The 12,856-nt window shown below is 71.0% G+C and carries 12 protein-coding genes; 3 read left to right on the forward strand and 9 right to left on the reverse strand.

Going from position 1 to position 12,856, the window contains the following annotated elements:
- The first annotated feature begins 117 nt into the window (after window positions 1-117).
- Together ACZ63J_RS09910 and ACZ63J_RS09915 are read left to right on the forward strand one after the other, a co-directional pair.
- A complete protein-coding gene (locus ACZ63J_RS09910; RefSeq protein WP_465403991.1) occupies window positions 118-1,836 on the forward strand; it encodes a DEAD/DEAH box helicase in 1,719 nt (572 codons plus the stop codon).
- Between the two features lie 25 nt (window positions 1,837-1,861).
- On the forward strand, window positions 1,862-3,193 hold the full coding sequence (locus tag ACZ63J_RS09915; protein WP_465403887.1) for an Rv3212 family protein: 1,332 nt from the start codon (window positions 1,862-1,864) through the stop codon (window positions 3,191-3,193).
- 484 nt (window positions 3,194-3,677) lie between these two features.
- On the opposite strand, the gene ACZ63J_RS09920 is transcribed toward ACZ63J_RS09915, so the two are convergent.
- The 7 genes from ACZ63J_RS09920 to ACZ63J_RS09950 form a co-directional block, all read right to left on the reverse strand.
- A complete protein-coding gene (locus tag ACZ63J_RS09920) occupies window positions 3,678-4,103 on the reverse strand; it encodes a hypothetical protein (protein ID WP_465403888.1) in 426 nt (141 codons plus the stop codon).
- A 12-nt stretch (window positions 4,104-4,115) separates the two neighbouring features.
- Window positions 4,116-4,967, reverse strand: a complete 852-nt coding sequence (locus ACZ63J_RS09925) for a RecB family exonuclease (RefSeq protein ID WP_465336091.1) — start codon at window positions 4,965-4,967, stop codon at window positions 4,116-4,118.
- A gap of 83 nt (window positions 4,968-5,050) precedes the next feature.
- Window positions 5,051-7,510, reverse strand: a complete 2,460-nt coding sequence (locus ACZ63J_RS09930) for an alpha-L-rhamnosidase-related protein (RefSeq protein WP_465403889.1) — start codon at window positions 7,508-7,510, stop codon at window positions 5,051-5,053.
- Between the two features lie 125 nt (window positions 7,511-7,635).
- Window positions 7,636-8,265 carry a MarC family protein gene (locus ACZ63J_RS09935; RefSeq protein WP_465303024.1) on the reverse strand — a complete coding sequence of 210 codons (630 nt, stop codon included), beginning with the start codon at window positions 8,263-8,265 and terminating at the stop codon, window positions 7,636-7,638.
- 1 nt (window position 8,266) lies between these two features.
- A complete protein-coding gene (locus tag ACZ63J_RS09940) occupies window positions 8,267-9,130 on the reverse strand; it encodes a PHP domain-containing protein (RefSeq protein ID WP_465303026.1) in 864 nt (287 codons plus the stop codon).
- Window positions 9,131-9,177: 47 nt separating this feature from the next.
- A complete protein-coding gene (locus ACZ63J_RS09945) occupies window positions 9,178-9,738 on the reverse strand; it encodes a PH domain-containing protein (RefSeq protein WP_125307077.1) in 561 nt (186 codons plus the stop codon).
- A 23-nt stretch (window positions 9,739-9,761) separates the two neighbouring features.
- The gene (locus tag ACZ63J_RS09950; protein WP_285455759.1) at window positions 9,762-9,923 is read right to left on the reverse strand and encodes a hypothetical protein; all 162 of its coding nucleotides are present in this window, start codon (window positions 9,921-9,923) and stop codon (window positions 9,762-9,764) included.
- Window positions 9,924-10,117: 194 nt separating this feature from the next.
- Here ACZ63J_RS09950 and ACZ63J_RS09955 point away from each other — a divergent pair, with 194 nt between their 5' ends.
- Window positions 10,118-10,531, forward strand: coding sequence for an NUDIX hydrolase (locus tag ACZ63J_RS09955; protein ID WP_465403891.1), 414 nt, complete (start codon window positions 10,118-10,120; stop codon window positions 10,529-10,531).
- Window positions 10,532-11,004: 473 nt separating this feature from the next.
- Here the strand turns inward: ACZ63J_RS09955 and ACZ63J_RS09960 are convergent, their stop codons facing one another.
- Both ACZ63J_RS09960 and ACZ63J_RS09965 read right to left on the reverse strand, forming a co-directional pair.
- Window positions 11,005-12,099: a DUF2332 domain-containing protein gene (locus ACZ63J_RS09960; protein ID WP_465403893.1), complete on the reverse strand. Its 1,095-nt coding sequence runs from the start codon at window positions 12,097-12,099 to the stop codon at window positions 11,005-11,007.
- A gap of 7 nt (window positions 12,100-12,106) precedes the next feature.
- A complete protein-coding gene (locus tag ACZ63J_RS09965; protein ID WP_013223004.1) occupies window positions 12,107-12,610 on the reverse strand; it encodes a MaoC family dehydratase in 504 nt (167 codons plus the stop codon).
- Window positions 12,611-12,856 lie beyond the last annotated feature (246 nt).

The following is a 12,856-nucleotide window of genomic DNA, read 5'->3' on the forward strand; positions in this document are numbered from 1 at the left end:
CGGCATTCCCGGGACGGACCGGTTCCGCGCTTCAGACCAGCGCCAGGGACCAGGGTTTCTCCCGGTCGAGTGTCGAAACGGGACCCAGGGTTGTGCGCGCTGGTCACGAGAGAGGCGATCACCCTGACCGCAGAAATCCCCACAACCGAACAGCCCCCCGCCGTCGCGCTGGAACACAGCGAGACCGGCCCCGCCGCGCTCGACACGTCGCACCCGCTCCAGGCGGGCGTCGAGGTCGAGCCGGAGGCCCCGACCTTCGCGTCCTTCGGCGTCAAGCCGGAGATCGTCAAGGCCCTCGGCGAGGCCGGCATCGAGCGCACCTTCGCGATCCAGGCGCTCACCCTCCCGCTGGCGATGGCCGGCGACGACCTCATCGGCCAGGCCCGCACCGGCATGGGCAAGACGCTGGGCTTCGGCGTCCCGCTGCTGCACCGCGTGCAGGTCCCCGGCGACGGCACCCCGCAGGTGCTGGTCGTCGTGCCGACCCGCGAGCTGTGCATCCAGGTCGCGAACGACCTCAAGGGCGCCGGCAAGCACCTCGGCATCCGCACCCTGGCCATCTACGGCGGCCGCCCGTACGAGCCGCAGATCGAGGCGCTCCGCAAGGGCGTCGACGTCGTGATCGGCACCCCGGGCCGGCTGCTCGACCTGGCCGAGCAGCAGCACCTGGTGCTGGGCAAGGTCCGCGGCCTCGTGCTGGACGAGGCCGACGAGATGCTCGACCTGGGCTTCCTGCCCGACATCGAGCGCATCCTGCGGATGGTGCCGGACGAGCGGCAGACCATGCTGTTCTCGGCCACCATGCCCGGCCCGATCATCACGCTGGCCCGCACGTTCCTGCGCCAGCCGACGCACATCCGCGCCGAAGAGAACGACGCGAGCGCGATCCACGAGCGCACCACCCAGTTCGTCTACCGGGCGCACTCGATGGACAAGCCCGAGGTCATCGCCCGCGTGCTGCAGGCCGAGGGCCGCGGCCTCACGATGATCTTCAGCCGCACCAAGCGCACCGCGCAGAAGGTGGCCGACGACCTGGTCGAGCGCGGCTTCGCCGCCGCGGCCGTGCACGGTGACCTGGGCCAGGGCGCCCGCGAGCAGGCGTTGCGCGCGTTCCGCTCCGGCAAGGTCGACGTGCTGGTCGCGACCGACGTCGCCGCCCGCGGCATCGACATCGACGACGTCACCCACGTGATCAACTACCAGTGCCCGGACGACGAGAAGACCTACGTCCACCGCATCGGCCGCACCGGCCGCGCGGGCCGGACCGGCGTCGCCGTCACGCTGGTGGACTGGGACGAAGAGCCGCGCTGGAAGCTGATCTCCGACACCCTGGGCCTCGACAAGCCCGAGCCGGTGGAGACGTACTCGTCGTCGAAGCACCTGTACGAGGACCTGGGCATCCCGGCGGGCACCACTGGTCGGCTGCCGCTGGCCAACCGCACGCGGGCCGGCCTGGCCGCCGAAGAGGAAGAGGACCTGGGCGGCAAGCGCCGCGGGCCGCGTGGCCGTGGCCGCGGTGGCGACGCGCCGTCCTCGGCTTCTCCGGAGGAGACGCCGCGCAAGCGCTCCCGGGCGCCGCGCAAGCGCACCCGCGGTGGTTCGCGCGCGGCCGAGGCCGTGGAGGCCGCCGACAAGGCTGCCGCCGCTTCGGACGGGGACGCTCCCGCGTCGTCGGAGGGCCGCACCCGGGCGCGTCGCCGCACCCGCGGCACGGCTCCGGAGACGACCGGTCCGGCGGTCGAGAAGGAGGCCGGCGAGAACGCCGAGCGTCCGGCTCGGCGCCGCCGCCGTCGCCGCCCCGCCGCGACGTCTGATACACCTGCGTCGGCAGACTGAACCTGAGCGGCGGGGGTCCGGGTACGTGAGCGACGTCGAGAAGACGCCTGAAGAGGAACCGGCGCCGGCTTCCGAGGCCCCCGGATACGGCTCCGAAGACGTCCTCGACGACGTCGAAGTCACCCCGCCCGCCCCGCGGGTCAAGGCGCGCCGGTCGCCGTGGAACCGCGGGCGGGACCGGGTGCTCGCCGCGGTGATCGCGGTGGTCGTGGTGGCGGTCGCGCTGGTCGTCGGCATGACGAGCGACAGCGCGGCCACCGACCGGACCGAGGCGGACCCGCCGCCGCCGTTGCCCGCGGCGCCGGAGAAGGTGCCCGGTTCGCTGGCCGAGCTGTGGAGCGCCGCGAGCGCGTCGACCCCGGTGCCGCTGGTGGCCGGCGACTCGGTGGCCACCGCGGATGGCGGCGAGGTCGCCGCGCGCGACCCGCTGTCCGGGCAGATCCGCTGGCACTACACGCGTGACCTGCCGTTGTGCACGGTGAACGAGACGTGGGGGCGGCTGAACGCCGTGTACCACAAGAGTCTCAACTGCAGCGAGGTCACGCAGCTCGACCCGGGCACGGGCCGGATCACGGCCCAGCGAAACGGCAACGCCGAGCTGGGCACACAGCTGGTCAGCGACGGCTCCCACGTGACGGCGACGGGCAAGAAGCTCCTCGACACCTGGCGCGACGACCTGGTGAAGAGCGCCGAGTACGGCCAGGTCCCGGCGCTGGTCAACGCGGGCAAGCAGCCCCGCTCGGGCTGCACGTACGGCACGGTGGCGGCGGCGTCGGGCAAGGTCGGTGTGATCGAGCGCTGCCCGGGCGACCCGGCCGACCGCCTGACGGTCTACAAGGCGGCGCCCGAGAAGGACGACGAGCCGCAGGTCTCGTTCAGCAGCGTGCTGGCGGGCAAGCGCGCCCGGGTGATCGCGATGTCCGGCGAGCTGACGGCGGTGGTGTTGCCGGACCAGAAGCTGATGGTGGTCTACAACGGCGACGGTTCCCAGCGCGCGGCGTACCCGCTGGACGTGCCCGCGGCCGACCTGGCGACGGACCCACCCGGCGGCGTCGAGGCGACCACCCAGACGCCGACGAACGTGTACTGGTTCAGCGGCTCGAAGACGATGGCCCTGTCCCGCGACGACCTGTCGCCGCGCTGGACGCTGAGCAGCGCGATGGGGCCGGGGATCATCTTCGCGTCGCAGCTGGTGGTCCCGATCAAGGGCGGCCTGGCGGTGCTGAACGAAAACGACGGTTCGACGATCCGCACGGTAGGGGTGGACAGGCGCGGGTACGCGGGCGTGGTCCGGCTGGGCGCGGCGGGTCCGGTCCTGCTGGAAGAGCGCGGCACGACCCTGACGGCCCTGAAGTAGGTCCCGGCCCGTGATGCCCTTCCGATCACGGCTGATGCCCCGCTGATCACGCGAGAAGCCCGCCGGATCACGCGAGTTCCGCCCCCACTCACGCCAGTTCCGGCCCCGATCACGCGAGTTCCGGCCCCAGTCACGCGAGTTCCGGCCCGAGGTCGCGAGTTCCGGCCTCAATCACGCCAGTCACGGGCCCAATCACGCGAGTTCCGGCTCGGATCACGCGAGGTCGGCCAGGCTGCGAGCTCGGCTCGCTCAGGCGAGTTCCGGCACCACGCACGCCAGTTCCGGGTCCAATGACGCGAGGGCAGGACCGAGGTCGCGAGTTCCGGACCCAATCACGCCGGTTCCGGACCCAATCACGCGGGCACAGCCTCCCGCACGCCAGTTCCGGCCGCAATCACGCGAGTTCCGCCCCCACGCACGCGAGTTCCGGGCCCAATCACGCCAGTTCCGGCCCGGATCACGCGAAACCCGGCGATCCGAGCGGTCAGGTGAGCCAGAACAGAGTCAGCGCCGACACCGTGAACAGCACAACCGCGGCTCCCGCTCCCACCGCCGTCACCCCATTCCGCCGGTCCGCGACCCGCTGCGCCAGCAGAGCCAACACGGCCGCCACCGGGTGACCGATCAGCATCGCCGCCCCCGGCCCCGGGGCGCCCGTATACAGGCTGATCGCCCCCACCGCCAGCACGCCTACCGCCAGGACCGCGAGACCCGCCGCCAGCGAGCCCGTGAAGCCGCGCCACCAGCGTCCACGCTCCTTCGCCGGAGCGACGGGTGCGACAGGTTCGACGGGCGCGACAGGTTCGACAGCCTCCGACGCCGCCGAAACCGGCACCGTCTCGGCATCAGGTGCGCTCGCTGGCAACGGGACCGGCACGGTTGCCAGTTCGTCGGTGTCCGGTGAGGCCACTTACCCTCCTGTTCAGGGCGCGAGCAGGTCCCACGGCTGCGCCTGCGGGGCCGTTTCCTGGCCCACCGCGCAGCTCGGCCTGAAGTCGCACCAGGCGCAACGGCGGTCCGGGCGGGGTGGGAACAGCACGTCGCCGTCGCCGCCCGCGTCCAGGGTATCCGTGGCCAGCCTGAGGTCCGCGGCGGTCTCCTCCGCGCGCTGCAGGTGCCGCGCGAGACTCTCCGGCGTGTGCTCCGCCGCCGCGATCGTGCCGCTCGGGAGGTGGTGCAGCTCGACCGTCTTGCACGGCATCCGCAGCGTCCGCGCCGCCGCCACCGCGTACAGCGCCAGTGCCTGCGACGCCCGCGCTTCGTACTCGTCCGGCGGACGGCGACCCGTCTTGTAGTCGACGATCACCAGCTCCCCCTCGCGCGAGTCGATGCGGTCCGCGCGGCCCTCGATGATCATCGACGGCCGCTCCCCCGGCTTCGAGTTCACCGGCGCCGACACCCACCGCTCGAGCCCGGCCGGGTCGTGGGTGACGTCGTTGTCCTCGACGTACTCGGCCACCCACCCCTTGGCCCGCGCGCGGTACCGCGCCGCCTGTTCGGCGTCCTCGAACCCCGCGTCCTTCCAGAACTCCGCCACCAGCGCCACGGCCCGCTGCGGCACCCGCTTGAGCACCGGCAGGTCGAACAACGCCCGCAGCGCGTTGTGCACCACCGCGCCGAGCGTGCTGTGCGCCCACGGCCCGGTGCGCTGCGGTGTCGGCCTCGTCAGGTACGACAGCCGGTACCGGCGCGGGCAGTCGTCGAAGGTCGCCAGCCGCGCCGGGGACACCTTCGTGAGCCGCACCGGTTGCGCGACGCCGAAATCGAAGCCCATCTGCTCCTTCACGATTCCCCACGCTACGCACCACCACCGACACTTTCCGCGCGGGGCGGGCCACCCCGCGCGGAAAATGCCTGCTACCGCACCACCAGCACCGTGTGCGTCCCGCCGCCGACGGACAACGACCCGCCCCGCACCGCATGGCCGTCCAGCAGCACGACCCGCCCGGCCGGCACCACCAGCGAGCCGGACGTCCCGCGCGGCGCCGTCACGGTCAACGAGAACACCGGACCGAGCTGAGACCACGAAGCGGACAACGCGCCCTTCGGCGTCGGCACCGCTCCGCGCGCCCAGGAGACCAAGCCCGGCTTCGGCGCAACCTGCCACGTCGCGAAGCCGGGCGACGTCGGCGAGACGCCCAGCAGCTCGTTCGTCAGCGCCGGGACCACGCCCGTCGACCAGCCGTGCGCGGCCGACGTGTACCCCTGCTCGTAGTGCGAGCCGCCGTCGCCGATGCCTTCCCACGCCGTGGTGCCCGGGTCGTGCGTCGCCATCCAGCCGTACATCCGCTTGATCTGGTCGATCGCCGACGCCGTCTGCCCGGTCCGGAACCGCGCCTGCAGCTCCGGGAACGACGTGAACGCGTACACGCGCTTCGTGCCGTCGGAGACCAGAGTGTCGTTGTCCATGAACGGATTCCCGTACGGCAGCGCCCCGGCCGCCAGCCGCGCCAGCGAGGATGACGCCTGCGCCGGCGACGCGATGCCGGCCAGGATCGCCTGGCTGTTGCCGTCCTGGCCGTGGCGCACCGCGCCGGTCCCCGAGTCGAGGTACGCCCCAGCCGCCGGGTCCCACAGGTACTGGTTCACCGCCGCCGCGACGCCGGAAGCCCGCGAAAGCCACCGGTCCGCGTCGGCGGCGTGTCCCGTCGCGCGTGCCAGGCCTGCTGCGCCTTGAAGCGCGCGGACGTACAACGCGTTGTAGTACGTCACTTCGCCCGTACGCGGCAGGAACGCGTAGTCGCCGTAGCCGCTTGTGCCGTTAAGGCCCTTCGAGAGCAACCCGCGCGAATCGGTGACCGACGGGTACCACGCGTCGAGCGTCTTCACGAGGTTCGAGTAGTACGAAGACGCGTACGCGGTGTCGCCCGTGTAGAGGACGTAGTCCCAGCTGGAAGTCACCCACCAGAGCGGATAGTCGAACAGCGGCAGTGTGTAGTTGTTGATCGACGCGGGCGGGATCCAGCCGTCGGCGCGCTGGTGGTCGGCCAGATCGGCCAGGACGTTCTTCGCCGCCGTGCCGTCCTGGTGCGTCAGGTACTGGGTCAGCCCGGACACGGCGACGTCGCCGACGTACGGGTCGCGGTCGCGCTTCGCGCCGTCGTGCAGCACCAGCTTTCCGTCCAGCGACGGCGAAAACGCGCCGCGCGGGTCCACATCGGACTCGCGGAAGGTGTCCATGCCCAGCTCGTTGGTGTACGAAGCGGCGTACCAGTACTGGTTGAGCTGCTCGTCCGACGACTCGAACCAGCCGCGGTAGGTGTCCGGCGTGCCGAGGAACGGCGTGAAGTCGAGCGAGACGCCGTTGATCCGCACCTCGCCGGACGGCTGCGTGAGCGGCGCGTCCGACGCGAGCGCGTCGAGGCTGATCCGCAGGTAGCGGAAGCCGCGCAGGCCGTCCGCGCACACCTGGGTCCCGGCGGCGCAGCCCTTCGTGTCACGCCAGACGGTCGGCGTCGTGGGCACGGCGATCTGGTCGCTGCCCGGCCCGCCGGAGAAGTCCGAGCGGCTGAAGTCGGAGCGTTCGCCCAAGTACTGCTGGGTTTCCGAGGTCGACACGCGGACGCCGGGATGGTTCGCCGACGCGCCCGCGAAGGAGATCTTCGGGTACCCGGCGACGACCTTGCCGAAGTCGAGCACCGCGACCGGCACCGGCGGGTCGGCGACCAGGCCCGGCCAGACCTCGGTGACCCGGCTGAACTCGCCCGACGGCGTCGCCTGGTCCTTCGTCACGGTGATCCGGACCTGCGCGGTGGTCACCGCGCGGTCGAACGCCACCGCGCGCTGCACCGCGGTGTTGCCGGTCACCGTGGCCGCGGTCCGCCACGCGCCGCCGTCGAGCACGTCGACCGTGAAGTCCTGCGGCACACCGTCCACACTGGACAGAACCGTGACGCCGGGCAGCGCGACCGGCGCGCCCGCGGTGATCGTCAGGACGTCCGGGTAGGCGCCGATCGTGTCGTCGTTCCAGAAGGTGTCGGTGTTGCCGTCGACGGCGTTGCCGGGCTCGTAGGTCCGCGGCTGGCCGTTCCCGCCGTTGTTCGGCGCGTGGAACGACGACGCGGCCGCCGTCGTCCCGCCGGGCCAGGCCGGCTTCGGCGGCGGCGCCTGCCGCTTGAACGTCGTGACACCGCGGCCGAGCAGGCCGTTCGGGTTCGTGACGTCACCGGTGGTGGACAGCACGCGCACCGGCCGGACGTTCCGGCTCGACGGCGCGACGACGTACTTCTGCCAGCCGGGCGCCGCGTCGGCGGGTGTCGCGACCACGCCGCTCGCCACCAGGACCGCCACCGGCAGGAAAACTCTGAGCCACTTCATCGAGGCCTCCGCAAGGCGCTTGAATCGTTTCAACCGCTGAGTTGGGATTCAGGCTGCGGGAGGCGTGCCAACGATGTCAACGCGCCGGGCGGATCCTGTCCGGCAGGACAACCCGAGTGGCGGGGTCAGCTGCCGCCGGCGATGAAGCCGCGCACGGAGTTCGCGACGAGCTCCACGGCGATGGCCGCGAGCAGCAGGCCGGCCACCTTGGCCAGCAGCGTGATGCCGCTTTCCTTGATCAGCCGGATGACCACGCCGGAGTAGCGCATGCAGATGTAGATGATGAAGTGCGTCATGACGATCGCCAGCGCCAGCGCGATGTACGCGCCGACGTGGCCGTCGGCCTGGCGGACGAACACGATGGTCGCGGCGATCGCGCCGGGCCCGGCCAGCAACGGGGTGCCGAGCGGCACGAGGGCGACGTTGACGTCCTCCGCGGCCGCCTCGGGTTCGTGCCCGCTGCCGGTGAGCAGCTGCAGCGCGATCAGCAGGAGCAGCAGCCCGCCGGCGCCCTGCAGCGCGGGGATGCCGATGCCGAGGTAGGCCAGGATCGCCTGGCCCGCGACCGCGAACAGGCTGATCACGAGCAGTGACACGAGCACGGCCTGCCGGGCGGCGCGGGCGCGCGTCGCGAGCGGCTTGCGGCCGACGAGGCTGAGGAACACCGGCACGGTGCCGGGCGGGTCCATGATGACGACCAGGGTGATCGTCGCGCTCATGAAGAGCTTGGCGTCGAAGAAGTCGGCGATCGCCATTTCAGCCCTTCACGACCTGGAACCCGGTCGCGCGCGCCACCAGCTCTTCCAGCTGCCCGGGGTCGGTGGTGCATTCGCCGAGCGCGATGGTCTTGTTCGTGCCGTGGTAGTCACTCGAACCGGTGACCAGCAGGCCGAGCTCACCGGCGAGCTCCCGCGTGCGGGCGCGCGTCGCCGGGTCGTGGTTCGGGTGGTCGGCCTCAACCCCGGTGAGCCCGCGCGCGGCCAGGCCGGCGAGGGTGTCTTCGCTGATCGTGGCGCCGCGACTGAAGGCGAAGGGGTGCGCGATGACCGTGACGCCGCCGGCGGCGCCGATCATGTCGATGGCCTCTTCGACGGGCGTGTCGCGCCGGGCGACGTAGTACCCGCGGCGCGGGCTCAGGTAGTCGGCGAAGGCCTCGTCGACGCTCTTGACCAGCCCGGCCCGGACCAGCGCCTGCGCGAGGTGCGGGCGCCCGGGCGGCGAGTCCTCGGGGAGGAGGCCGAAGATCTCGTCGGCGTCGATCGGGAGGCCGTCGGCGGCCATCCGCTCGGCCATCCGGCGCAGCCGTGTCCGGCGCTCGACCCGCAGCCGGGTCTGCTCGGTGACCACGGCCTCGGACGTCGGGTCGAAGAGGTAGGCCAGCAGGTGGACGCTGATCTGGCGGCCGGTCTCGGGATCGGTCGACACCGTGGAGAGCTCGGCGCCGGGGACCAGCGTCAGGCCCGGCGGGATGGCCGCGGTGGCCGGGGCCCAGCCCGCGGTGGTGTCGTGGTCGGTGATCGCGACGACGTCGAGCCCGGCGTCAGCGGCCGCGGCGACGAGCCCGGCCGGCGTGTCGGTGCCGTCGGAAGCGGTGGAGTGGGCGTGCAGGTCGATGCGCATCGGGTCCATTGTCGACGATGCGCTGCGTCACACCCGCGGCGGGACTCTCAGCCGACGGGCTTCTTGCCGCGGGCGGCGCGCTGGGCCTTGATCATCGAGAAGCGTTCGGCCTGCTTCTGCTTGTCGCCGAAGACCAGCTCGGAGATCGTGTCGTAGAACTCTTCCGGCCGCGGCAGGAAGTCGATCTTGTTCAGCGCCTGGATCTGACCGGCCGACTCGACGACCATCGTCCCGTAGCCCATCATGCGGCCGGTGGCGGTGCGCACGTAGCTGAGGTCGGTGACCTTGCTGATCGGCATCATCAGCACCTTGGTCGTGAAGACGCCGGTGGTCATGACGAACCGCTTGTCGGTGACCACCAGCCGTTCGACCCACCACTCCATGACCACGTACGCGAACCGCAGGACCACCAGCAGCGCGACGTACCAGAGGATGTTCTGGCCGATGTACAGCGCCGGTGGCAGCAGGTAGGACACCAGGACGCAGATGGCCAGGAGTGCGGCCGCCTCGAAGGTGTCCCAGAGCAGCACCGCCCAGTGGCGGCGGATCCGGATGACCCGCCGCTCGGTGTCGAGGAGGTACTCGTCGGGGTCGCGTGGCGCGAACATGGGTCCAGGTTAGCCCCGATCGGTCAGCTGAAGACGTTACTGACGAAGGTGATCACCGATTCGGCCGAGCTGCGCAGGAAGTCGATGATGTTGCCGACGAGGCCAGCGGCCTGCCCCGGCTGCGCAATGACGAAGAACAGCACCAACGCGATACCGGCGAGGCCCGCAATCTTCTTCACGTTCACCGCGATCAAATCCCGTCTCTTACGGTGACACCGGACAAGAGCAAATCCTGACTTTTTACGTTGTACCGCACTGGGCGGGCACGGGGGAGGGAAGTCCCGCGCTTGGGTCAGCACGCGGTCCGAAGTGTACCGTACGGCTACTCTCCGTGTACAGGACATCCGTTTTCAGTTCGGTCACGTCTACCGTCGGGGACATGGAAGCACCCCGGACAGCCACTATCCGCTGCGTAGGCGGCATCGCCTTCGACCGGAACGGCCGATTGCTGCTCATCCGCCGCGCCAACGACCCCGGTTCGGGCCTGTGGTCCCTGCCCGGCGGGCGTGTCGAACCGGACGAATCCGACGAAACGGCCGTGATCCGGGAGCTTCGGGAGGAAACGGGACTCGACGTGATTCCGGGCACATTGGTCGGGAAGGTGACCCGCGGGCCGTTCGAGATCTTCGACTACGCCTGTTCGGTGACGGGAGGGATTCTCACTGCGGGTGACGACGCTTCGGAGGCCCGTTGGTCTGATTCGGCGGACCTTTCGGCTCTGGAGGAGGGCGGGGAGCTGGTGGATCTCCTGTATGTGACGCTGCGTGAGTGGGGTGTTTTGCCGAGAGCTTGAGCGGGGTTGCGGGCGGGCATCGCCGCGGGCCGGGCACGCCCCGCCCTTCCCTTGGGGGGCCGGTCCCGCTTCCAGCGTATCGGGGCCGGCCGACAAAACGGCCCGGAAGCCGCCGTGGGCGCTGGTTCATCCACATCACGGGCACCCTGTGGACTACCAGGCTGAAGGCCGTGAGCGCGGGCCGGAGCCGGGCGCGGGCCGGAGCCGGGCGCGGGCCGGAGCCGGGCGCGGGCCGGAGCTGGGCGCGCGGTCGGAGCCGTGAGTGGGGAGTCCTGCCGAGGGCTTGAGCGGCGCCTAGGGCGTGATTGAAGGGTCGACACGCGTGATTCAGGGGTCAACTCGCGTGCTTGAGGGGTCGACACACCTTCCAAGCTCGTGTCGACCCCTCAAGCACGCGTGTTGACCCTCCAGACACGCGTGTCGACCCTTCAGGCACGGGTGTCGCAACTCCGGCACGCAGGCCGAAGCCCGGGTCAGAGTGGTAGCCAGGTCATGCGCTGCCCATGCGGGGCAGTCCGAGCCAAAGCATGAGCCTCAGCCTTCCCACCCTCCCACCGCACAACACCCAAAGTCGCCAACCCATCCGCCCCGGCCAGATCCGCCCGCCCGGGCAGCACGACTTCCAACCCAGCCCCGTAGAACTCCTCCGAAACCCACCAAACCGGCCGCGAAGCCGCCAACGACGCCAGCTCCCCCACAAACGCCTCCCGCCGCCCAGCCGGCAGATACGCCAGAACATGGCTGGTCAGCACCACCAACGGTCCCTCCAACGTCCCAGCCGCCGATGCCAGGTCGTCGACCGCGTCGCCGGTGATGAGCGAAGGACGGTGTTTCGCCTGTTCCGCCGCCGCCGTCCGCAGGAGGCGGATGCGGTCCGGCTGGTCGGCCCAGACGCACGCCTCCAGCCAGGCCAGCTCGTCCTCGTCCGACAGGTCCACCGGGGCTCGGTCCAGCCCCGCCCGGTCGAGCACCGCGAGCTTCTTCGGCAGCTTCGGCGCCACCGCGCCGGGCGCCAGGTCGAGCGCGCAGTGGAGGCCGACCGCGGACTTCGCCGGGCCCGCCGTCAGCTGCTCGCCGCCGTCGCACTGGTAGCGGTAGCCGAAGCGGTCCAGGCCCAGGAGCAACCCCGCGCTGCAGCCGACCTCCAGCAGCGAGACCTTCCCGCCCGCTTCGCGAGCCGCCCGGGCCACGCCCGGGTACAGCAGCGCTGCCCGCCTGACCTCGTTCGTCTGCGTGTACCGCTCGGCGATCAGCGCGCGGGCCTTCTCCGCCCGCTCCAGCAGGAACGAGCGGAACAGCGGCCACGTCTCGGAGTCGACGCCGTCGAAGCCGCCCAGCGACGGGTAGTACCGGGACAGCGGGTGGATCGGGTCGGCCTGCACGAGCCGGTGCGCCGTCGCCATCAGCAGGGTCGCGCGCACCTCGCCGTCGCGGGCCGACGCCAGCAGCCCCGCGACGTCGTCGTCGTCGGCCGCCTGCAGGGCCAGGTGCTCGTAGAGCGGCGAAACCCCGCGCGCCTCGACTTCCGCGAACTTGCGCAGTACGCCCTTGATGCGGTCCAAGTCCATCAGAGCCTCATTCGTGCGGCACCGGCCGGCCCGGCTGCTCCCCGCCCCGAGTTTCCCCGTACGAGCGCTTGGGCACCATCACCTTCCGCCGGAAGGTGCACACGATCAGGCCGTCCTGCTTGTACCCGCGGGTCTCGACGTAGACGACCCCGCGGTCGTCCTTCGACTTCGACGGCGTCTTGTCCAGCACCTCGGTCTCGCCGTAGATGGTGTCGCCGTGGAAGGTCGGCTTGACGTGCTTGAGCGACTCGACCTCGAGGTTCGCGATGGCCTTGCCGGAGACGTCGGGCACGGACATCCCGAGCAGCAGCGAGTAGACGTAGTTCCCGACCACGACGTTCTTGCCGAAGTCGGTCGTCTCCTCCGCGTAGTGCGCGTCCAGGTGCAGCGGGTGGTGGTTCATGGTGATCAGGCAGAACAGGTGGTCGTCGTACTCGGTGACCGTTTTGCCCGGCCAGTGCTTGTAGACCGCACCGACCTCGAACTCCTCGTAGTACCGCCCGAACTGCACTCGTCATCTCCTGTCCGCGTAACACCGCGTGAGCCTGGTACGACACGCATCCGTAGTGAGGAGTACCCTCAACCATCGGTGTTCGCGCGTCAACGCGAGCCCCACCACTCTGGACCGGCCCGAAGGAGGTGAGGAACCCCGATGAGTAGTGGCGATAGTCCGCTCCCTAGTACTCCCAGCGTTCCCACCACACCGGCCGGCCGGCTCATCTCCTGGTAGGCGCCCTCCCCGGGAACGCTGGTGTCG

It is taken from the genome of Amycolatopsis sp. NPDC104863, assembly GCF_055582965.1.